Raw genomic sequence first — 21,136 nt, forward strand, 5'->3', positions numbered from 1 at the left:
GTGTCGGACCACCAAGCCGACCTCGGTCGGGTCTGGGAAGAGGTGGTGCAGGAGCTGTCCTCCGGCACGCTGTCCCCGCAGCAACGCGCCTGGATGCGCGTCACCCGGCCGATCGGCCTGCTCGACGGTACCGCACTGCTGGCCGCGCCCAGCGACTTCGCCAAGGAAGCCATCGAGCGCGCACTGCGGGAACCGATCACCGACGCGCTGTCCCGCCGCCTCGGACGGGACGTCTCCCTGGCGGTGAAGGTCGACACCGCGGTCCCGGCGCCGACCCGCCCGGTCGCCGCTCCCGCCCCCGCCGAGAACTGGCCGGTGCGCGGCGGCGACGCGCTCGGCGCCCCGGAGAGCTTCCGCCCCGGCTACGGCCGCTCGCAGGAGTCCTTCCCCACCCCGGAGGTGCTCGGGCACACCGCGCACACCGGCTCGATCGGCGGCGGTGTGACCGAAGGCCGGCACGCCAAGCCGGAGCCCCCGGCGGACCACGACTTCCCGACCACCGAGTTCAAGTGGCCGAACGGGGAGATCCCGCAGCCGCCCAGCACGTTCACCTCCTACCAGCCGTACCCGGAGCCACCGCAGGACAGCGCCGCCGACGGCGGTGCGCCCGAGCCGGAACCCGAGGAGGAGGCCGAGGAGGAGTCGCCGGAGGGCGGCACCGAGATGTGGCCCGCGTTCGGCCGCGGTCAGCAGCCGCCCGAACCGCAGCAGGGCCAGCCGTTCACCGCGCCGAAGCACGCGCCGCCGACCTCGCAGACCAGGTTGAACGCGAAGTACACCTTCGACACCTTCGTCATCGGGTCGTCGAACCGGTTCGCGCACGCCGCCGCGGTCGCCGCGGCCGAGGCGCCAGCCCGCGCCTACAACCCGCTGTTCATCTGGGGGGAGTCCGGGCTCGGCAAGACGCACCTGCTGCACGCGGTCGGCCACTACACGCAGCGCCTGTTCCCGGGGATGCGGGTGCGCTACGTGTCCACCGAGGAGTTCACCAACGACTTCATCAACTCGCTGCGCGACGACCGCCAGGTCGCGTTCCAGCGCCGCTACCGCGACGTCGACGTGCTGCTCGTCGACGACATCCAGTTCCTGGAGGGCAAGGAAGGAACCCAGGAGGAGTTCTTCCACACCTTCAACACGCTGCACAACTCCAACAAGCAGATCGTGGTGTCCTCGGACCGGCCGCCGAAGGGCCTGCGCACCCTGGAGGACCGGCTGCGCACCCGGTTCGAGTGGGGGCTGATCACCGACATCCAGCCTCCGGAGCTGGAGACCCGCATCGCGATCCTGCGGAAGAAGGCCGCGCAGGACCGGATGAACGCCCCGGCCGACGTGCTGGAGTTCATCGCCTCGCGCATCGAGCGCAACATCCGCGAGCTGGAGGGCGCGCTGATCCGGGTCACCGCGTTCGCGTCGCTGAACCGGCAGCCGGTGGACCTCCAGCTGGCCGAGATCGTGCTGCGCGACCTCATCCCGGATTCGCAGACCCCGGAGATCACCGCGCCGACGATCATGGCCGTGACCGCCGACTTCTTCGGCGTGACCATCGACGACCTGTGCGGCCCGGGCAAGACGAAGGCGCTCGCCCAGGCGCGGCAGATCGCGATGTACCTGTGCCGCGAGCTGACCGACTCCTCGCTGCCGAAGATCGGCCAGTACTTCGGCGGCCGCGACCACACCACCGTCATGCACGCGGACAAGAAGATCCGCAAGGAGATGGCCGAGCGACGTCGCGTCTACGACCAGGTCCAGGAACTCACCGCCCGGATCAAGCAGCAGTCCCGCTGAACCTCGTCCCGCGGCCATCCACCCCCTCCCGGAGGCGTTCCGCGCCACTGTCCTCCCGTCCGCCGTCCTCGGCGCTGCGCGCACCCGATCCCCCGCGCCGTTCGCGCGGAACCTTTCTGCCGTCCCACCCCGCTCCGATCCGCCCCCTCCAGTAGAAAGTCGTCGAGCCGCCCGGCCGGGCTTCGGACACCGGCGGGCGCAGGCACTCGGAGGGGCGGCGCATGCGTCGAAACCTTTCTGCTGACCCCCGTCGGCCACGCCAGGCGCACTCACCAGAAAGATTCGCCGCGTTCCGGCGGCCGTACCGAGGGCGGCGCGGCCACCGGAACCTCACGTTCCGGACTCGCACGCGTGCGCCGCGTGAGCGGGAGCCCCCTTCGAGGCGCCGAACTTTTCTGCGGACCCGGGTGGCCTTCGCCTCACCCCGGCGGCAGAAAAGTCCGCGCATCCCCAGCTGTCCACAGAGCTGCTGTCCCCAGAGCCGACCTGGGCTTTTCCCCAGAACGTCCACAGGCTGTGCACATCGGGGCGCGAGCTGCCCACATGCGGTCCGCAGGTTGGCCACAGGATGCCCACAGATCCGCCCACATACGGCGGAAGGGGGATCGGACGACCAACAGGCCCTGGGTACAACCGGGCTCGGAACTGTGGACGGGGATGTGGACAACTGTGGATGGGTGTGGACGAAACGGGGGAGGGCCGAAGTTGTCCACCACCCGGCCAGAGCAGTCCCCGATCACATCCCGTGTCCATCCACATCGGATGAGGCCACGCCACCTGCTCAAACGGCAGTTATCCCCACAACCCACAGCCCTTACTACTACTGCTGACCTTTTCTTCCCTTGGAAGAAAAAGAAAAGAGAAGTAGGGGCGGTGGACAAGTGGACAACCGGCCGCCACCGCCGTGGGCGAATGCCCGGACCCGGATGCGACGATCACGCCGGACGCTCTACGGTGGAACTCCCGCGAAGGGCCGCCCGGAGTTCTTCGCGTTCGCGGCTACTCGTGCGGGACACGCTTCGCGCCCGGTCGGGCACCCGAAGCAGACCGACCCGACGAGCTGGGAGCACAGCTCGACACAGTTCTCCGGCAGCCGAGCCACGGCTGAACCCGAAAGGACACCCATGAAGATCCGCGTGGAACGTGACGGTCTCGCCGACGCCGTCGCCTGGGTCGCGCGCAGCCTGCCGTCGCGGCCACCGGTCCCGGTGCTGGGCGGAGTGCTGCTCGATGCCAGTTCCGGAGAGGCGCTGACCATCTCCGGGTTCGACTACGAGGTCTCGGCCCAGGTCACCGTCGACGCCTCGATCGACGCGACCGGCCGGACCCTGGTCTCCGGCCGACTGCTCGCCGACATCACCAAGGCCCTGCCCGCGCGTCCGGTGGAGATCACCGTCGACGGTGCCCGCGTCAGCATCACCTGCGGCAGCTCCAAGTTCAGCCTCCCCACCATGCCGGTGGAGGACTACCCGGAACTGCCCGCGATGCCCGAGCACGCCGGGTCCGTGCCCGGCGACGTGTTCGGCGAGGCCGTTGGCCAGGTCGCCGTCGCGGCGGGCAAGGACGACACCCTGCCGATGCTCACCGGCGTCCGGATGGAGATCAACGCCGACAAGCTGACCATGGTCGCCACCGACCGGTTCCGGCTGGCGATGCGCGAAATCACCTGGGAACCGGGAACGTCCATCGAGGACACCGCGGTGCTGGTGCCCGCGAAAACCCTTGCGGATTCGGCGAAAACGCTCGGCGGCGGGGGCGGCAAGGTGGAGATCTCGCTGGCCTCCGGGGACGGGCTGCTCGGTCTGTCCGGTCCCAACCGGCGCAACACCACGCGCCTGCTGGACGCCGAGTTCCCCAAATACCGGCAGCTGCTGCCGTCGGAGAACGCGGTGGAGGCCACCGTCGACGTGGCGCCGCTGGTCGACGCGATCAAGCGCGTCTCGCTGGTCGCCGAGCGCGGGACCCAGGTGCGGCTGGAGTTCTCCGAGAGCGGTCTGCGCCTCACCGCCGGCGGCGACGACGAGGGCAGCGCCGAGGAGGAGTTGCCCGTGGAGCTCGCGGGTGAGCCGCTGACCATCGCGTTCAACCCGAACTACCTGCTCGACGGGCTGGGGGCGCTCAAGACCGAGCGCGCTCGCATGCTGTTCACCACATCGAACCGCCCGGCACTCGTGAAACCGGTCGGGGAAGATGGAGAAGTGGTGGAGGGCTACCTGTACCTGCTGATGCCGGTGCGCCTGCCGGGTTGATCGATCCGGTCACGCCCGGTGAACGGCCGCTCCGGACCGGGGCGGCCCCGGCGGTTCCTCGCACCACGTCGAAACACAGCTCGCAGAGGGAGATCCGGTGCAACTCGGACTAGTCGGTCTCGGCCGAATGGGATTCAACATGCGCGAGCGGCTGCGCGCCGCCGGGCACGACGTCGTCGGCTACGACCGGAACCAGGACGTCAGTGATGTGGCCTCGATCGCCGAGATGGTCCGGAAGCTGACCGGCCCGCGCGTCGTGTGGATCATGGTTCCGCACGGCGACCCGACCCGTCAGACCGTCGAAGAGCTCGCCGACCTGCTCTCCGCCGGTGACCTGGTGATCGAGGGCGGCAACTCGAAGTACACCGACGACCAGGCCAACGCCGCGCTGCTCGCCGAGAAGGGCATCAAGTACGTCGACGTCGGTGTCTCCGGCGGTGTCTGGGGCGCCGAGAACGGCTACGGCCTGATGGCCGGCGGTGACGCGGCCGACGTCGAGCGCGCCATGCCGATCTTCGACGCGCTGCGTCCGGAGGGCCCGCGCGACGAGGGCTTCGCGCACGCCGGACCGGTCGGTGCCGGGCACTACGCGAAGATGGTGCACAACGGCATCGAGTACGGCCTGATGCAGGCCTACGCCGAGGGCTTCGAGCTGCTCGCCGCCTCCGAGGTGGTCACCGACGTGCCCGCGACGATCAAGGCGTGGAGCCGGGGCACCGTGGTCCGCTCCTGGCTGCTGGACCTGCTGGTCCGGGCGCTGGAGGAGGACCCGGAGCTGGAGAACCTGCGCGGTTACGTCAACGACTCCGGCGAGGGCCGCTGGACCGTCGAGGAGTCGATCAACAACGCGGTGCCGACCCCGGTGATCACCGCGTCGCTGTTCGCCCGGTTCGCCTCCCGGCAGGAGGACTCGCCGGCGATGAAGGCCGTGGCCGCCCTGCGCAACCAGTTCGGCGGTCACGCGGTGACCAAGTCCGAGGGCTGACCCGCGCTTACGCCAGGGGAGCGCGGTTCCTCGCGAAAAGCGCGTTCACCAGGGTGAACGGCGATTCCGCGAGGAACCGCGGCACCCCGCCGCGGCCCGTTGCCGGGGTGGTCCCAGCGGTGCCCGACCGTCGACGACCTAGTTTGGACCGCCGTGTACGTCCGTCATCTGCAAGTGACCGACTTCCGGTCGTGGCCGCACGCCGACCTCGCGCTGGAACCCGGCACCACCGTGCTCGTCGGCGCCAACGGGCAGGGCAAGACGAACCTCGTCGAAGCGATCGGCTACGCGGCCACCCTCGGATCGCACCGCGTCTCCAGTGACGCACCCCTGGTCCGCGACGGCGCGCAGCGCGCCGTGGTGCGCACCGCGGTCGTCAACCACGGCCGTGAGCTGCTGGTCGAGCTGGAGATCAACCCGGGCAAGGCGAACCGGGCGCGGATCAACCGGGGTGCCGCGACCAAACCGCGCGACGTGCTGGGCATCCTGCGCACCGTGCTGTTCGCCCCGGAGGACCTGGCGATCGTGCGCGGGGACCCGGGCGAGCGCCGCCGCTTCCTCGACGACCTGCTGGTCGCCCGCGCCCCCCGGTTCGCGGGAGTGCGCTCCGACTACGAACGAGTGCTGCGCCAGCGCAGCGCGCTGCTGAAGACGGCGGGCGCCGCGCGGCGCGGCGGGTCCACCGGCGACCTGCGGACCCTGGAGGTCTGGGACGGGCACCTGGCGCACAGCGGAGCCCAGCTGCTCGCCGGGCGGATCGATCTCGTCAACGCCATCGCACCCCACGTGACCAGGGCGTACGCCAGCGTGGCCGCGACCGGCGAGGGCACCGCGCCGTCCGGCCGGGTGGCCGACGCGCGCTACCGCAGCAGCCTCGGCGAGTCGCTGCCGAAGATCTCCCCGGACGAGCCCGCCGATCCCGAGGAACTGGAGCGCGCGCTGCTCACCGAACTCGACCGGGTCCGCCCGCAGGAGTTGGAACGCGGTGTGTCGCTGGTCGGACCGCACCGCGACGACCTGGAACTGCTGCTCGGCGAGCTGCCCGCCAAGGGCTACGCCAGCCACGGCGAATCGTGGTCCTTCGCCCTGGCGTTGCGGCTGGCTTCGTACCACCTGCTCACCCAAGATGGCGCGGAGCCGGTGTTGATCCTCGACGACGTGTTCGCCGAGCTGGACCGCCGCCGCCGGTCCCGCCTGGCGGAGCTGGTGGCCGGGGCCGAGCAGGTGCTGGTCACCGCGGCGGTTCCGGAGGACGTCCCGGAGGAGCTCACCGGTGTCCGGTTCGACGTGCGCGAAGGCGAGGTGCGGCGTGTCGGATGACCGAGTGGTCAGCCCACGCAGAGTGATCGACGACGGGCCGGTGTCCGCCGAGGTACCCACATCTGGGGATAACTCTGTGGATGGTGTGGATAACTCGGTGGCATCGTCCGAGCGCATCGTGGGCTCGGACGGGGCCGCGCTGCGCGGCCCGGACCTCGCCCGCGCCGCCCTGCAGGCTGCTCGGGAGCAGTCCGCCCAGCGTCGGCGCACCCCCGTGCGCAAACCCGTCGGCGCAGGTCAGCGGCGTCGTCGGGGCTGGTCGGGGGCGCGCCCGGACGATCGCGATCCGCAACCGCTGGGCAGGCTGGCCTCCCGGCTCGCCGCCGAACGCGGCTGGGCCGACCGGCTCACCAGCGGACAGGTGTTCGCGAAGTGGTCCACCCTGGTCGGCGCCGACGTCGCCGAGCACACCAGGCCGGTGGAGCTCAAGGAGGGCGTGCTCACCGTGCAGGCGCGGTCGACCGCGTGGGCGACCCAGCTGCGGTTGCTGCAGCGGCAGATCCTCAAGCGCATCGCCGACGGGGTGGGCGATGGCGTGGTGCGACGCCTCAAGGTCCAGGGCCCGGCCGCGCCCAGCTGGCGCAAGGGGCCGCGGCACATCCCCGGGAGGGGGCCGCGCGACACCTACGGCTGATCCGGGAGGGGTCAATGCCAACACGTCCGATCGGCGCAGAGATCCGCCGGGGCAGACCGACGGCTCTTCGATGGTGTCCCGATCCGAGTTCTCGGCTCTGTGAGCAAGTCAGGGGTGTCCTTGCCCCCCTCCTGTCCCCCGGGGCCAGTAGAATCGATGACGGATGCGGCCGAGGCGCTGGGCGCCGGGCCGCGACAGGGTGAGTCGCCGATCGATGAGCCGCCCCGACACGGTCCGCGGTGTGGCGGCACGCGTGTGGCAGCAACCGGACCACCCCAGGCAGCACAAGTCGGCTCAAGGAGAAATCGAGGCCCGTGGCATCGAAGAAAAGCGAGTACAACGCTTCATCCATCACCGTTCTTGAGGGCCTTGAGGCCGTCCGCAAGCGTCCGGGCATGTACATCGGGTCGACCGGTGAGCGCGGTCTGCACCACTTGGTGCAGGAGGTCGTGGACAACTCCGTCGACGAGGCGATGGCCGGTTACGCGAGCAAGGTCGAGGTGACGTTGCTGGCCGACGGCGGGGTGCGGGTCGTCGACGACGGACGTGGCATCCCGGTCGACATCCACCCCGTGGAGAAGAAGCCGACGCTGGAAGTCGTGCTCACCGTGCTCCACGCGGGCGGCAAGTTCGGCGGCGACAGCTACGCCGTCTCCGGCGGTCTGCACGGCGTCGGTGTGTCCGTGGTCAACGCGCTGTCGACGGCGCTGGAGGCGGAAGTCCACCGCGACGGCCACGTGTGGCGGCAGCGCTACGAGGACTCCAAGCCCGTCCACGACCTGGAGCGCGGCGAGCGCACCGACCGCACCGGCACCACCATCACGTTCTGGGCGGACCCGAGCATCTTCGAGACGACCCGGTACAACGCCGAGACGATCGCTCGCCGGTTGCAGGAGATGGCGTTCCTGAACAAGGGGCTGTCGATCACGCTGCGGGACGAGCGCGCCGCCGAGGAGGACGAGGCGGGCGAGGACGCCGCGGGCAGCACCGCGCGCGCCGCCGAGCGCACCTTCCACTACCCCGGCGGTCTGGAGGACTTCGTCCGGCACATCAACGCCACCAAGGAGCCCATCCACAAGAAGGTGGTGTCGTTCAGCGCCTCCGGCAACGGCCACGAGCTGGAGATCGCGATGCAGTGGAACTCCGGCTACAACCAGTCGGTCTACACCTTCGCGAACACCATCAACACGCACGAGGGCGGCACCCACGAGGAGGGCTTCCGGTCCGCGCTGACCCGCGTGGTCAACGCCTACGCCAAGGACAAGAAGCTGCTCAAGGACAAGGACGGCAGCCTCACCGGTGACGACGTCCGCGAGGGACTGGCCGCGATCGTCTCGGTGAAGGTCTCCGAACCGCAGTTCGAGGGGCAGACCAAGACCAAGCTGGGCAACACCGAGGTCAAGTCGTTCGTGCAGACCACGGCCTTCGAGTGGCTCACCGACTGGTTCGAGCGCAACCCGGCCGACGCGAAGACGATCGTCAACAAGGCGGTGTCCTCGGCGCAGGCCCGGATGGCCGCGCGCAAGGCCAAGGAGCTGGTGCGGCGCAAGAGCGCGATGGACATCGGCGGTCTGCCGGGCAAGCTCAAGGACTGCCAGTCCAACAACCCCGAGGAGTGCGAGCTCTACATCGTCGAGGGTGACTCGGCGGGCGGCTCGGCCAAGGAGGGCCGCGAGTCGCGGTTCCAGGCGATCCTGCCGATCCGCGGCAAGATCATCAACGTCGAGAAGGCGCGCATCGACAAGGTCCTCAAGAACAACGAGGTCCAGTCGATCATCACCGCGCTGGGCACCGGCATCCACGACGAGTTCGACCTGTCGAAGCTGCGGTACCACAAGATCGTGATCATGGCCGACGCCGACGTCGACGGCCAGCACATCCGGACCCTGCTGCTCACGCTGCTGTTCCGGTTCATGCGCCCGCTCATCGAGGCGGGGCACGTCTACCTCGCGCAGCCGCCGCTCTACAAGATCAAGTGGCCGCGTTCGGAGCCGGAGTACGCCTACAGCGACCGCGAGCGGGACGCGCTGCTGGAACGCGGTGCCTCCGAGGGCCGCAGGTTGCCCAAGGAAGAGGGCATCCAGCGCTACAAGGGTCTCGGCGAGATGAACGCCGACGAGCTGTGGGACACCACGATGAACCCGGCGACGCGACTGCTGTGGCAGGTCAGCCTGGACGACGCGGCCACCGCCGACGAGCTGTTCAGCGTGCTCATGGGCGAGGACGTGGAAGCCCGGCGTTCGTTCATCACCCGCAACGCCAAGGACGCGGGCCTGCTCGACGTGTGACCTCGCGTTCCGCCGCCACCGCCGAAGGAGGACCACCGATGCCCGGTCCGGGTCGGTGCCCCGACGCGACGGACGCGCCCGCTCGCGGCGCGGCGGCGCAGGACCTCGCCAACCCGCCTGAAAGGAACCCCCACTCGTGACGGAAATCCTGCCGCCGGAGCACGGCCGGATCGAACCGGTCGACATCCAGCAGGAGATGCAGAACTCCTACATCAACTACGCGATGAGCGTGATCGTCGCGCGGGCGCTGCCCGACGTGCGCGACGGGCTCAAGCCGGTGCACCGGCGCGTGCTGTACGCGATGTACGACTCGGGCTACCGCCCGGACCGCGGGTACGTGAAGTGCTCGCGCGTCGTCGGCGACGTGATGGGCAACTACCACCCGCACGGCGACTCGGCGATCTACGACACCCTGGTCCGGCTCGCCCAGCCCTGGGCGATGCGGCACACGCTGGTCGACGGCCAGGGCAACTTCGGGTCGCCGGGCAACGACCCGGCGGCGGCGATGCGCTACACCGAGTCGCGGCTGGACCCGTTGGCGATGCACATGCTCGCCGACATCGAAGAGGACACCGTCGACTTCTCGGACAACTACGACGGGCGCACCCAGGAACCCGACGTGCTGCCCGCGCGGTTCCCGAACCTGCTGGTCAACGGCAGCGGTGGGATCGCGGTCGGGATGGCCACCAACATCCCGCCGCACAACCTGCGCGAGGTCGCCGAGGGCGTGGTCTGGGCGTTGGAGAACCCGGACGCCGACGACGAGCAGCTCATGGAGGCGCTGCTGGCGCGGATCAAGGGCCCGGACTTCCCGACGCACGGCCTGATCATGGGCACCAACGCGATCGCCGACGCCTACCGCACCGGGCGTGGTTCGATCAAGATGCGCGCCGTCGTGTCCATCGAGGAGGACAACAAGGGCCGCAACAGCCTGGTCATCACCGAGCTGCCCTACCAGGTCAACCCGGACAACCTGATCGAGAGCATCGCGACGATGCACCGGGAGGGCAAGCTCACCGGGATCTCGGACATCGCCGACGAGACCAACAGCCGCCGCGGGATGCGGATCGTCATCACGCTCAAGCGCGACGCGATCCCGAAGGTGGTGCTCAACAACCTCTACAAGCACACCCAGCTGCAGACCACGTTCGGCGTGAACATGCTGTCGCTGGTCGACGGGGTGCCGCGCACCCTGCGGCTGGACCAGATGATCCGGTACTACGTCAAGCACCAGGTCGAGGTCATCGTCCGGCGCACCCGGTTCCGGTTGCGCAAGGCCGAGGAGCGGGCCCACGTGCTGCGCGGTCTGGTCAAGGCGCTGGACCAGCTCGACGAGGTCATCGCGCTGATCCGGCGGTCCCCGACGGTCGACGACGCGCGCACCGGCCTGATCGAGCTGCTGGACGTGGACGAGGTCCAGGCCAACGCGATCCTGGAGATGCAGCTGCGCCGGCTGGCCGCCCTGGAGCGCCAGAAGATCATCGACCAGCTGGCCGAGATCGAGCGCGAGATCGAGGACCTCAAGGACATCCTGGACAAGCCGGAGCGGCAGCGCGCGATCATCCGCGACGAGCTGATGGCGATCGTCGACAAGTACGGCGACGACCGGCGCACCAAGATCGTCCCGTACGACGGCGAGGTGTCCATGGAGGACCTCATCGCCGACGAGGACGTCGTCGTCACCATCACCCGGACCGGATACGCCAAGCGGACCCGGACCGACCTGTACCGGGCGCAGAAGCGCGGCGGCAAGGGCGTGCAGGGCGCGCAGCTGAAGCAGGACGACATCGTGTCGCACTTCTTCGTGTGCTCCACGCACGACTGGATCCTGTTCTTCACCAACAAGGGCCGGGTCTACCGGGCCAAGGCGTACGAGCTGCCGGAGGCCAACCGCACCGCGCGCGGCCAGCACGTGGCCAACCTGCTGGCGTTCCAGCCGGACGAGCAGATCGCCCAGGTCATGCAGATCAAGGACTACACGGCGGCGCCGTACCTGGTGCTGGCCACTCGCAACGGGCTGGTCAAGAAGTCCCGGTTGACCGACTTCGATTCCAACCGATCGGGTGGACTCATTGGGGTCAACCTCAAGGACGACGACGAGCTGGTCGGCGCGGTGCTGTGCTCGGCCGACGACGACCTGCTGCTGGTCTCCGCCGAGGGCCAGTCGATCCGCTTCCACGCCACCGACGAGGCGCTCCGCCCGATGGGCCGGGCCACCTCGGGCGTGCTGGGCATGCGGTTCAACGACGGCGACGAGCTGCTCGCGATGGGCGTGGTCCGGCCGAACCGGTACGTGCTGGTGGCCACCGACGGGGGTTACGCCAAGCGCACCCCGATCGATGACTATCCGGTGCAGGGCCGTGGCGGTAAGGGCGTGCTGACCCTCCAGCACGACAACAAGCGTGGCAGGCTTGTGGGAGCGCTCATCGTCGACGTCGACGACGAGCTCTACGCGATCACCTCCACCGGCGGGGTCATCCGCACCACCGCCAAGGAGGTCCGCAAGGCCGGCAGGCAGACGAAGGGGGTCCGTCTGATGAACCTGGACGACGGCACCACGCTGGTGGCCATCGCGCGCAACGCGGACGAGGCCGCCGACCCGGACACCGCGGGGCCGGAGCAGCACAAGTAAGGCACACCGCCGCCGACGATCAGCGAAGGATCGCTCGTGACACCTTCCGAGAAGCCGGAGAGCTCCGGTCCGCAGGAGGAAGCGGACCGGACCCCGGTCAGCACGCAGACTGTCGACGAAAGCGCCGCCGAAGCCGGGGAAGAGACCTCGGCCGGTTCCGGCGAGGAGGGGCTCGACGGGACCGACACCCCTCCGTGGCAGCGCGCGTCCGCGACCGCGGCGGCGCCGGAGTCGGCCGGTGCGGAGTCCGATGCCACGACCACGTCGCCGACCACCGGCGGCGCGGCGGACGCCGAGGACACCCAGAGCATCCCGAAGCAGGTGCAGGACCAGGACACGGTGCGCACCGAGATCCCCGCGGCCGCGCGCACGTCGGTCCCGTTCACCGGCGCGCAGGCGGCGGGGCGCAGCGCCCCCGCCGGCACGGCACGGCGTCCGAGCCGGGGACCGCGACGGGCCAGCCTGCAGATCAAGCGGCTCGACCCGTGGTCGGTGCTCAAGCTCGCCCTGGTGCTCAGCGTGGCGCTGTTCTTCGTGTGGATGATCGCCGTCGCCGTGCTCTACGGGGTGCTCGACGGCATGGGCGTCTGGGACCAGCTCAACGGCACGTTCACCGAGCTGACCCAGCCCGACAACGCGGCCAGCGAGCCGCTGATCAGCGCGGGCCGGGTCTTCGGGGTCGCCTCGATCATCGGTGCGATCAACATCGTGCTGATCACCGCCCTGGCCACGGTCGCCGCGTTCATCTACAACGTGGCCGCCGACTTCGCGGGCGGCATCGAGGTCACGCTGTCCGAACGGGAGTGAGCCGCTGACGTGGCGATTCCGGCCCCGCGCCGGAATCGCCACGGGCCGGGAGCGGCTGATCGACCCCCCGGCGTTGGGCCGTCGGAAGGCGTCCTGTAGTGTTTGAAGCACAACGAACAAGGGCCTATAGCTCAGGCGGTTAGAGCGCTTCGCTGATAACGAAGAGGTCGAAGGTTCAAGTCCTTCTAGGCCCACTGCCAACTGTGACCCGATGAGCGTCGTGAACGTATGACGTACTAGGAGGCGACCGGAAGTGAAGAAGCTGCTCGCACTCGCCGCAGTTGCTGGGGTCGTTCTGTTCGTCATCCGACGCAACCGCGCCGCCAAGGCCGAGGCCGACCTGTGGCGCGAGGCCACCGCAGAGGCCTGATCAACCAGCCCGAGGGTCGGCTCGCCGAGAGCGGGCCGACCGATCTTGTCGGGCACCAGCAATCGGGCTCCGTCACCGGTCAGCGGAGGAGCTGCGGTGCCGCGGGTACCGAGCCGGGGACGTAGCTCAATTGGCAGAGCACCGCCTTTGCAAGGCGGGGGTTAGGGGTTCGATTCCCCTCGTCTCCACGGCGAGGCTGTTCGATGACCTTCGGTCATCTTCCCGCAGCCTTGATGTCTTTACGGGGGCCCAGCCCCCGTAGACCCCCGGGGTGCGGTGGCCGCTTTTCGTCGGCTCCGCACCCTTTGTTTCGTTCCCGGCCTGCTCATGAACCAGCTCTCCGCTGGTGTTCGTGTTCCGAAGCGTTAGGCCCACTGCGAGATTGACGACGTCCTGCTCGCGCAGGGCGCTCCGCTCCAGGGCGTGTCGCCGCTGATGGAGGTCGGGGCGCAGGCCCAGGGGAGCCGTTCTCGCGATCATGACACACCGAGCTTTTTCACGCTCTGCTGCCGCCTTGTTAGTAGGCGAGCTCCCCGATGCCGCCATCCACGCGCAGCACGGTGCCGACGGTGTAGGCGGACTCGTCCGAGGCGAGATAGATAGCGGCCTTCGCCATCTCGGTGGCGGTTCCTAGGCGGTGGCGGGGTACGGTCCGCCGTAGTTCCTCGTAGATGGCGGCTTGGCGTTCGGCACCGAGCGGCTTGAGCGCATCGGTGACGGTCGGTCCCGGGCTCAGTCCGTTGGCGCACGTGGTCGCATTTCTCGCCGCTTCCGGTGGTTCTCGTGCCCCATCTGCTTGGCAGGTGGGGATTTTTCGTTGGTAGCTTGGGAAAACGATTCCTCGTCGATGAGGCCCCGCGCCGGGAGCGGTCTGCACCGGGTGCGGAAGCCCGCCGTCGGCCAGCTGACTGGGGGTCTGTTGGCCGACGGCCTCCCGCCGCCCTCCTTCCGCTGGGTGGGCGCGGAGGTGCCGGCTGGTGATGGTCACGGGTGCACCATTTCCGGCATTTCACCGATGGCGGGCATCACGCGTGTCCTGCCGCACAGCGGAGGTGGGGTCGGTGCGGCCACGCGACCACGTGCGAGTGGGCTGCGGACGACGAAGCGGCCGGGCCCCAACCGGGACCCGGCCGCTTCATCGCCGATCAGCGGGAGTGTTCCGGGCGGATCGCCTGCGGCTGACCGTCCGCGTTGCGGTCGGCCGCGTGCCGACCCGGCTGGTCCCGCCTGCCGAAGTCGTGATCGGCGGTGGCGACCGGCATCTCCTCGGGGCGGCGGGACAACGCCACCACCGCGGCCGCGCCGAGGCCGGCCAGCACCAGCAGCACCCACGGCCACTTGCGGCGCCCCTTCACCGGCTCCGGATCGATCCGGGCGGCCAGTTCGCGGCGCGCCAGCTCGGTGTTCTTCGCCAGCTGCTTGCGGGACTTGGCGGTGCGCTTGCGCATTTCCTTGCGCGCCTTGCGACCGCACTTGGCCAGTTCCTTGCGCGACATGCCGGTGGCCTTCTGAGCGAGCCGTTCCTGCAGTTCGTCGGTGGAGATGCCGCGGTTGGCGAGTTCCTGCTCGGCACGCGCTGCGGCCTGCTTGGACAGGGACACGCCCACGGCACCGGCGCGCTTCGCGCCGAAGCGAGCCGACTTGATGCCGGTCCCGACTGCCCTGCCCATGCTTTCCCCGGCTCGGGCCATCGCTTTCACCTCGTCCATCCTGTGCCTCCTTGACCCGGCTTCCTGCCGGTCGACTCGGGTACCCGCACGACGGGCTCGGCACCGCTCGACAGGCGGCGATCAACCCCCATACTGCACCCAGAAACGGGGTTCGGCCTCCTCGATGGCAGGATGGTCGGGTGGCTGAAGACAACGGATCGCTCGTTGGGACGACGGTGACTGCGACCCTGCACACTTCGCAGGGCGACATCCAGATCAACCTGTTCCCCGACAAGGCACCCAAGACCGTGGCCAACTTCGTGGGGCTGGCGGAAGGAACGAAGGAGTACAGCGCCCCGAACGCGCGCGGGGAGCGCTCCGGGCCGTTCTACGACGGCGTGATCTTCCACCGGGTCATCGACGGATTCATGATCCAGACCGGTGACCCGACCGGCACCGGTCGCGGTGGGCCCGGGTACCAGTTCGCGGACGAATTCCACCCGGAACTGCAGTTCACCAAGCCGTACCTGCTCGCGATGGCCAACGCCGGGGCGAACACCAACGGCTCGCAGTTCTTCATCACCGTCGCCGCGACGACGTGGCTGAACTACAAGCACACGATCTTCGGTGAGGTCGCCGACCAGAAGTCCCGCGACGTGGTCGACTCCATCGCCCGGACCGCGACCGGCCCGCAGGACCGGCCGGTGAACGACATCGTGATCGAGAAGGTCACCATCAAGCGCGGAGAATGACCGCACCCAGCGGGGAGAGCGGGGCCTGACGTGACTGTTCCGCCCGGATCCCAGCCCGGGGCGGACGGGGCGCCGCCGCAGCAACCGACCTGCGTGCGGCACCCGGACCGCCCGACCGGGCTGCGCTGCACCCGGTGCGAACGTCCGGCCTGCCCGGAGTGCCTGCGCGAGGCTTCCGTCGGGTACCAGTGCGTGGACTGCGTGGCCCAGGGTCGCCAGGCCGCACCGCGGCAGCCGGTGACCGTGGCGGGTGCCCGGCTGGGCAGCAAGCCGATCGTGGTCCCGCTGGTCATCGCGGCCAACGTGGTCGTGTTCGTGCTGACCGCGGTCCAGGCCGGGAGTGCGAACCAGAACTTCCAGTCCTGGTTCTTCACCGACTTCGCGCTGTGGCCCATCTTTGTCGCCGGAGGCCAGTGGTGGCGGCTGCTCACCGCAGGTTTCCTGCACATCGGCATGATCCACCTCGCGATGAACATGATCGCGCTGTGGGTGATCGGCCGGGACCTGGAACTGGTGCTGGGCCGGATCCGGTTCACCGCCGTGTACCTGCTGTCGCTGTTCGGCGGTAGCACCGCGGTGTTCCTGTTCGGCAACGAGGTGCAGCCGGTCGCGGGTGCGTCCGGAGCGGTGTACGGGCTGATGGGCGGCATCGCGATCGCGGCGTTCCGGTTGCGCGTCAACCTGCGCCCGATCCTCGTCGTCATCGCGCTGAACCTGGTGCTCAGCGTCAGCATCCCGGGCATCTCGCTGCTCGGGCACCTGGGCGGCCTGGTGGCCGGGTCGCTGGCGACCGGGGCGCTGGTGTACGCGCCGCGGAACCGGCAGGCGCTCGTGCAGGCCGGCGTGCTGACCGCCCTGTTCCTCGTGCTGGTGCTCGCGGTCGTGCTGCGCGACGCGCAGTTCGGCGACCTGGTGTGCCACGGCTCCGGCGTGGACGTCAGTTGCGGGCGGGCGGTTCACGCCTGAGCGCGTCGAGGACGGCGGCGACGTCGTGCGGATCGGCGCCGAGGTCGAACCTGCCGAGCACGACGAACCCGGCGACGTCCGCGTCGAGTTCCAGCATCGCGACCTCGCGCCCGAACCTCCTGCTGTGCTGGACCCGGACCGCCACGGCGCGCCACGGCCAGTGGCGCGAACCGCGCAGACCGCGGACCGTGATCCCCTCGTCGTCGGCGCGCAGCCGGGGGCGGCAGGCGCTCGCGAAGGTCGAGGCGGCGATCACCGCGACGGCGAACACGCCGATGAATAGATGATCGGTCGGACCGGTCGCGGCCACCCACCACGCGACCGACGCCGCGGCGAGGAGCCAGCCGAAGACGACCAAGCCGATCGGGGTAGCCCATTCGGCTGGGCCCGACGGCTGCCCATCCGCACCGTTACCCATGAGTTATCCACAGGAGTTGTCCCCAGTGGGGATGACTTACACCGGTGTTGTTCGATAACCGAACGTCTATGTGCCAGTCGAAAGCGTGAGGCCCGGAGGGGTTGATCCCCCCGGGCCTCGAACACGAAGTGTCGCGGGTCACCGCCACCGCATCGTCATCAGCAGGCCGACGATCATCAACGCGAACCCGATCGCGAAGTTCCAGCCGCTCAGGTCGGCCATGAACGGGATCTTGTCCCCGGCCAGGTAGTAGACGACCAGCCACAGCAACCCGAGGACCATCAGGGTCAGGAACACCGCGACGTAGATCGGGTGCGACGGCCCGACCGCCTTCGCCTTCACCGGCGTGCGGCGATCGGCCACCGGGGTGTGGGAGTCCTTCTTGCGGACCTTGGACTTCGGCATGGTGTCCTCGCCAGGTGGAGCAGCGCGGCGGCGCTGCGTGCTCGGGCGGTCACCGCGGCCGCTCGGCTAAGCCGCGCGGAACCTCGGCGGCCACGGCTCGTTTTCCAGGTACCACGTTAACGTAATCACAGAGTCGATCGAGCACCCCTGCCTGATCGACGGAGGTGGCGAGTGACCGGAACGCCCGATGACGTCGTGGCACCTCCGCCGGATCCACGACCGGCCCGCGTCCGCTCCGCGCTGCACGTGCTCGGGGAACTGCTGATCACCCTCGGTCTCGTCCTGCTGCTCTTCGTGTTCTACGCGGTGTACGTCACGGACTGGTCGACGGCGCGCCAGCAGGCCGCCGCCACCGACCAGCTGCGCGCCAGGTGGCAGCGGCCCGCCGCCACCGAGCCGCCCGCGGTGGGGGAGGGCCTGGCCGTGCTGCACGTCCCGTCCTTCGGCCCCGACTACCGGTTCACCGTGCTGGAGGGAACCGACCGGGAGACGTTGGCCGCCGGGCCCGGGCACTACACCGGCACCGCCGCGCCCGGCGAGCAGGGCGACTTCGCCGTCGCCGGGCACCGGATCGGCAGGGGAGCGCCGTTCAACCACCTCGACCGGCTGCGCTCGTGCGACGCGCTCGTCGTGGAGACCGCCACGCAGTGGTTCATCTACCGGGTGCTGCCGATGTCCGACGAGGTCGACGGGTGGGACGGGCACGGGGGCGACCCGCGGTGCCGCGGCGTCGCGCCGATCAGCGGACCGTACGCCGGAGTCGTCGGCCGCGAGATCGTCCGCCCCGACCAGCGCGAGGTGATCAACCCGGTGCCCGGCCGACCGCCGGACGCGCTGCCGCCGGACGAGTGGACCCGGCTCATCACGCTGACCACCTGCCACCCGGAGTTCTCCGCCGCGCAGCGCATGATCGTCCACGGCGTGCTGGTGAAGCGGTACCCGAAGGCGCCGGGGCATCCCGAGCTGCGTCCGGCCGAGCTGGAGGAACGCTGATGTACGCGTGGATCTGGCGGCACCTGCCCGGCCCGACCGCCGCCAAGGTGGCCCAGGCGGTGGCGCTCGTCGCGGTGGTGGTGGCGGTGCTGCTGTTCGCGGTGTTCCCGTGGCTGGACGCGAGACTGCCGTTCAACGACGTCACGACCAGGTGAAACGGGTCGGCGCGTAGGCTGGGCCACGTGCGCGTACTCGTCGTCGACAACTACGACAGCTTCGTCTACAACCTCGTGCAGTACCTCGCGCAGCTCGGCGCGGACTGCGTGGTGCGCCGCAACGACGTCGTCACCGACGACGAGGTGGCCGGTGCCGACGGGGTGCTGCTCAGCCCCGGTCCGGGCACGCCCGACCGGGCCGGGCGGACGATGGAACTGATCCAGGACTGCGCCGCCGAGCGCAAGCCGGTGTTCGGGGTGTGCCTCGGCCACCAGGCGATCGGCGCGGTGTGGGGCGGGGTCGTCGAACGGGCCCCGGAGCTGCTGCACGGCAAGGTCAGCGACATCCACCACACCGGAGGCGGGGTGTTCGCCGGGCTGCCCGACCCGTTCACCGCGACCCGCTACCACTCGCTGATCGTCCGCGCGGACAGCATCCCGGACGAATTCGAGGTCACCGCGCGGACCGGTTCGGGCATCGTGATGGGCATGCGGCACCGCGAGCTGCCGGTCGAGGGAGTGCAGTTCCACCCCGAGTCGGTGCTCAGCGACGGCGGGCACCGGATGCTGGCCAACTGGATGGCCGACGCCGGGCACCCGGTCGACGAGTCGCTCGTCGCGAAGCTGGAGAAGGGCATGCGCGAGGTCGCCGCGGCCGCGCACCGGTGACGACGAAAGAACCCCCGGAGCGGCTCCGGGGGTTCTTTCGGTCTAGTTGTTGTGGCTGAACGGCGGGAAGAGCCCGCCGCCGCCCCCGCCTGGGCTGGTGCTCGTGGTCGGGCTGCTGCTGTAGTCGCCGACGTAGAGCGTGATCGTCTGGTTGCGGCCGAACTTCTGGCCCGCCGCCGGTGAACTGCCGATCACCTTGTCCTCCATGCTGGAGTCCCCGGTCGGCTGGCTGACCTCGTTGATCTGCCCGTTCCAGCCCATGCCCTTGAGCTGCTGCTCGGCGTCGCTGGGCGACATGCCCTGCAACGACGGCATGGTCAACTGCTGGCCGTTGGACACGGTGAGCGTGACCGTGGACTTCGGGCGGACCTTGGTCCCCGCGGGCGGGTCCATCGCGATCACCTGACCGGCCGGCTGGTCGGAGTCCTGGCTCTGCTGCTGCACGGTGAACCCGGCGCCCTCCAGGAACGCCTTGGCCGTCTCGAACGGCCGCCCGGTCATGTCCTGCAGCGTCACCGTCTCGATCTTCTTGCCCAGCACGACGTTGATCGTGGCGCCCTTGGTGACCGCGTTGCCCTTGTTGTCCCAGTCCATGACCTTGTCCACCAGGTTGCTGTTGCTGGTGTCCTGGTACTTGGGCAGCCCCAGTTCGAGCCCCTTGTCGTGCAGCGCCTGCCACGCCTGCTGCAACGTCATCCCGGTCAGGTCCGGGACCTGGACCTGCTCCGGGCCCGAGCCGATGCACAGCTCGACGCCCGGGTTGCCGGGCACGATCAGCGTCCCCGGAGCCGGGTTCTGCTTGACGACCTTGTCGACGTCCTCGGGGCTCGACGGGCAGGGCTTCGGCGTCGGGTTCCAGCCGTTCGCGTTCGCCTGCGAGATCGCTTCCTGCTTGACCAGGCCCTCGAACTTCGGCACCGGTTTCTTCTGCGGTCCGGTGTTGGCGGTGACCAGCGCGTTGACCAGCCAGGCGCCGAGCGCGATCAGCAGCACGACGATGACCGTGACGAGCCCGACCACCCACGGGTTGCGGCGCCTGCGCTCCGGTTCCACCGGCGGTGGCGGTTCCTCGCCGTCCGCCTCCTCGGGGGAGCGGTGCCGACCGGTGGCGAGCACCTCGGTCGCCGGGTTCGGCGCCATCATCGCGGTGCGCTCTTCCTCCGACATGATCATCGGAGCCTTGGGGCGCTGCCCGGACAGCACGCGCACCAGGTCGGCGCGCATCTCCGCGGCCGACTGGTAGCGGTTGACCGGGTTCTTGCTCAGCGCCTTGAGCACCACCGCGTCCAGTGACGCCGGCACCTGCGGGTTGACGTCCGAGGGCTTGCGCGGGTCCTCCCGGACGTGCTGGTAGGCCACCGCGACCGGCGAGTCCCCGGTGAACGGCGGCTCGCCGGTGAGCAGCTCGAACAGCACGCAGCCCGCCGCGTAGACGTCGCTGCGCGCGTCGACGGACTCGCCGCGCGCCTGTTCCGGCGAGAGGTACTGGGCGGTGCCGATCACGGCGGCCGTCTGGGTCACCGCGGCCTGCCCGTCCGCCAGCGCGCGGGCGATGCCGAAGTCCATCACCTTCACCGCGCCGGAGCTGGTGATCATGATGTTGGCGGGCTTGACGTCGCGGTGCACGATGCCGTGCCGGTGGCTGAAGTCCAGCGCCGCCGAGGCGTCCGCCATGACCTCCATGGCCCGGCGGGGCGCGAGCGGACCCTCGGTCTTGACGATGTCGCGCAGCGTCCGCCCGTCCACGTACTCCATGACGATGTAGGGCAGCGGACCGTTCTCCGACTCGGTCTCGCCGGTGTCGTAGACGGCCACGATCGCCGGGTGGTTCAGCGCGGCGGCGTTCTGCGCCTCGCGCCGGAACCGCAGCTGGAACGTGGGGTCGCGGGCGAGGTCGGCGCGCAGCACCTTGACCGCCACGTCCCGCCCCAGCCGGATGTCCCGGCCCCGGTGCACCTCCGACATACCGCCGTAGCCGAGGGTGTCACCGATCTCGTAGCGGTTGGAGAGAAGTCGCGGTGAGCTCATCGATGCGTCGTTCCGATCCTTGTCAACGATC

General features: G+C 69.7%; 18 protein-coding genes, 2 tRNA genes and 1 pseudogene. 16 read left to right on the top strand and 5 right to left on the bottom strand.

Annotated features, from left to right (window positions below; translation table 11 throughout):
- The 11 genes and pseudogenes from dnaA (at nucleotide 1) to NV263_RS00055 (ending at nucleotide 13,258) form a co-directional block, all read left to right on the top strand.
- Nucleotides 1-1,785: a chromosomal replication initiator protein DnaA gene (gene dnaA, locus NV263_RS00005; RefSeq protein WP_317630380.1), complete on the top strand. Its 1,785-nt coding sequence runs from the start codon at nucleotides 1-3 to the stop codon at nucleotides 1,783-1,785.
- A gap of 1,124 nt (nucleotides 1,786-2,909) precedes the next feature.
- On the top strand, nucleotides 2,910-4,034 hold the full coding sequence (dnaN, locus tag NV263_RS00010; RefSeq protein WP_263250282.1) for a DNA polymerase III subunit beta: 1,125 nt from the start codon (nucleotides 2,910-2,912) through the stop codon (nucleotides 4,032-4,034).
- 97 nt (nucleotides 4,035-4,131) lie between these two features.
- A complete protein-coding gene (gnd, locus tag NV263_RS00015; RefSeq protein WP_263250283.1) occupies nucleotides 4,132-5,019 on the top strand; it encodes a phosphogluconate dehydrogenase (NAD(+)-dependent, decarboxylating) in 888 nt (295 codons plus the stop codon).
- Nucleotides 5,020-5,172: 153 nt separating this feature from the next.
- A complete protein-coding gene (gene recF, locus NV263_RS00020) occupies nucleotides 5,173-6,339 on the top strand; it encodes a DNA replication/repair protein RecF (RefSeq protein ID WP_263250284.1) in 1,167 nt (388 codons plus the stop codon).
- 97 nt (nucleotides 6,340-6,436) lie between these two features.
- Nucleotides 6,437-6,973, top strand: a complete 537-nt coding sequence (locus NV263_RS00025; RefSeq protein ID WP_263250285.1) for a DciA family protein — start codon at nucleotides 6,437-6,439, stop codon at nucleotides 6,971-6,973.
- Between the two features lie 314 nt (nucleotides 6,974-7,287).
- Nucleotides 7,288-9,261, top strand: a complete 1,974-nt coding sequence (gene gyrB, locus NV263_RS00030; protein ID WP_263250286.1) for a DNA topoisomerase (ATP-hydrolyzing) subunit B — start codon at nucleotides 7,288-7,290, stop codon at nucleotides 9,259-9,261.
- Nucleotides 9,262-9,397: 136 nt separating this feature from the next.
- Nucleotides 9,398-11,893: a DNA gyrase subunit A gene (gene gyrA, locus NV263_RS00035; RefSeq protein WP_263250287.1), complete on the top strand. Its 2,496-nt coding sequence runs from the start codon at nucleotides 9,398-9,400 to the stop codon at nucleotides 11,891-11,893.
- Nucleotides 11,894-11,929: 36 nt separating this feature from the next.
- Entirely contained in the window at nucleotides 11,930-12,700 is a 771-nt protein-coding gene (locus tag NV263_RS00040) for a DUF3566 domain-containing protein (RefSeq protein ID WP_263250288.1), read from the top strand.
- Nucleotides 12,701-12,820: 120 nt separating this feature from the next.
- Nucleotides 12,821-12,894, top strand: a tRNA-Ile gene (locus tag NV263_RS00045).
- A gap of 59 nt (nucleotides 12,895-12,953) precedes the next feature.
- Nucleotides 12,954-13,061, top strand: a pseudogene (locus NV263_RS00050) (DLW-39 family protein); the annotation flags it as partial.
- Between the two features lie 124 nt (nucleotides 13,062-13,185).
- Nucleotides 13,186-13,258, top strand: a tRNA-Ala gene (locus NV263_RS00055).
- Between the two features lie 329 nt (nucleotides 13,259-13,587).
- Here the strand turns inward: NV263_RS00055 and NV263_RS00060 are convergent.
- Both NV263_RS00060 and NV263_RS00065 read right to left on the bottom strand, forming a co-directional pair.
- Nucleotides 13,588-14,058, bottom strand: a complete 471-nt coding sequence (locus NV263_RS00060; RefSeq protein WP_263250289.1) for an SDR family oxidoreductase — start codon at nucleotides 14,056-14,058, stop codon at nucleotides 13,588-13,590.
- A 157-nt stretch (nucleotides 14,059-14,215) separates the two neighbouring features.
- Nucleotides 14,216-14,779 carry a hypothetical protein gene (locus tag NV263_RS00065; RefSeq protein WP_263250290.1) on the bottom strand — a complete coding sequence of 188 codons (564 nt, stop codon included), beginning with the start codon at nucleotides 14,777-14,779 and terminating at the stop codon, nucleotides 14,216-14,218.
- Between the two features lie 140 nt (nucleotides 14,780-14,919).
- Here NV263_RS00065 and NV263_RS00070 point away from each other — a divergent pair, with 140 nt between their 5' ends.
- On the top strand, nucleotides 14,920-15,471 hold the full coding sequence (locus NV263_RS00070; protein ID WP_263250291.1) for a peptidylprolyl isomerase: 552 nt from the start codon (nucleotides 14,920-14,922) through the stop codon (nucleotides 15,469-15,471).
- A gap of 30 nt (nucleotides 15,472-15,501) precedes the next feature.
- The gene (locus NV263_RS00075) at nucleotides 15,502-16,437 is read left to right on the top strand and encodes a rhomboid family intramembrane serine protease (protein WP_263250292.1); all 936 of its coding nucleotides are present in this window, start codon (nucleotides 15,502-15,504) and stop codon (nucleotides 16,435-16,437) included.
- Here NV263_RS00075 and NV263_RS00080 read toward each other — a convergent pair.
- Both NV263_RS00080 and crgA read right to left on the bottom strand, forming a co-directional pair.
- A complete protein-coding gene (locus tag NV263_RS00080) occupies nucleotides 16,409-16,795 on the bottom strand; it encodes a PH domain-containing protein (RefSeq protein ID WP_263250293.1) in 387 nt (128 codons plus the stop codon). The two genes, NV263_RS00075 and NV263_RS00080, sit on opposite strands and share 29 nt — an antisense overlap.
- A 198-nt stretch (nucleotides 16,796-16,993) precedes the next feature.
- A complete protein-coding gene (crgA, locus tag NV263_RS00085; protein ID WP_263250294.1) occupies nucleotides 16,994-17,260 on the bottom strand; it encodes a cell division protein CrgA in 267 nt (88 codons plus the stop codon).
- A gap of 171 nt (nucleotides 17,261-17,431) precedes the next feature.
- Here crgA and NV263_RS00090 point away from each other — a divergent pair, with 171 nt between their 5' ends.
- The 3 genes from NV263_RS00090 to NV263_RS00100 are packed head-to-tail and all read left to right on the top strand — an operon-like array spanning nucleotide 17,432 to nucleotide 19,077.
- Nucleotides 17,432-18,253: a class E sortase gene (locus NV263_RS00090; RefSeq protein WP_263250295.1), complete on the top strand. Its 822-nt coding sequence runs from the start codon at nucleotides 17,432-17,434 to the stop codon at nucleotides 18,251-18,253.
- Entirely contained in the window at nucleotides 18,253-18,408 is a 156-nt protein-coding gene (locus NV263_RS00095; protein ID WP_263250296.1) for a hypothetical protein, read from the top strand. Before NV263_RS00090 ends, NV263_RS00095 begins: the two co-directional genes overlap by 1 nt.
- A 27-nt stretch (nucleotides 18,409-18,435) precedes the next feature.
- Complete coding sequence (locus tag NV263_RS00100) at nucleotides 18,436-19,077, top strand: aminodeoxychorismate/anthranilate synthase component II (RefSeq protein ID WP_263250297.1); 642 nt, start codon at nucleotides 18,436-18,438, stop codon at nucleotides 19,075-19,077.
- A 42-nt stretch (nucleotides 19,078-19,119) separates the two neighbouring features.
- Here NV263_RS00100 and pknB read toward each other — a convergent pair whose 3' ends face one another.
- Nucleotides 19,120-21,105: a Stk1 family PASTA domain-containing Ser/Thr kinase gene (pknB, locus tag NV263_RS00105; protein WP_263250298.1), complete on the bottom strand. Its 1,986-nt coding sequence runs from the start codon at nucleotides 21,103-21,105 to the stop codon at nucleotides 19,120-19,122.
- Nucleotides 21,106-21,136 lie beyond the last annotated feature (31 nt).

The sequence above is a fragment of the Saccharopolyspora rosea genome, assembly GCF_025643595.1.
GTDB lineage: Bacteria > Actinomycetota > Actinomycetes > Mycobacteriales > Pseudonocardiaceae > Saccharopolyspora > Saccharopolyspora rosea.

Excerpts from the sequence above, each read along its gene's own strand:
- NV263_RS00095 (WP_263250296.1), top strand. The coding sequence starts at position 18,253 with ATGTACGCGTGGATCTGGCGGCACCTGCCCGGCCCGACCGCCGCCAAG.
- crgA (WP_263250294.1), bottom strand. The coding sequence starts at position 17,260 with ATGCCGAAGTCCAAGGTCCGCAAGAAGGACTCCCACACCCCGGTGGCC.
- dnaN (WP_263250282.1), top strand. The coding sequence starts at position 2,910 with ATGAAGATCCGCGTGGAACGTGACGGTCTCGCCGACGCCGTCGCCTGG.
- NV263_RS00065 (WP_263250290.1), bottom strand. The coding sequence starts at position 14,779 with ATGGACGAGGTGAAAGCGATGGCCCGAGCCGGGGAAAGCATGGGCAGG.
- pknB (WP_263250298.1), bottom strand. The coding sequence starts at position 21,105 with ATGAGCTCACCGCGACTTCTCTCCAACCGCTACGAGATCGGTGACACC.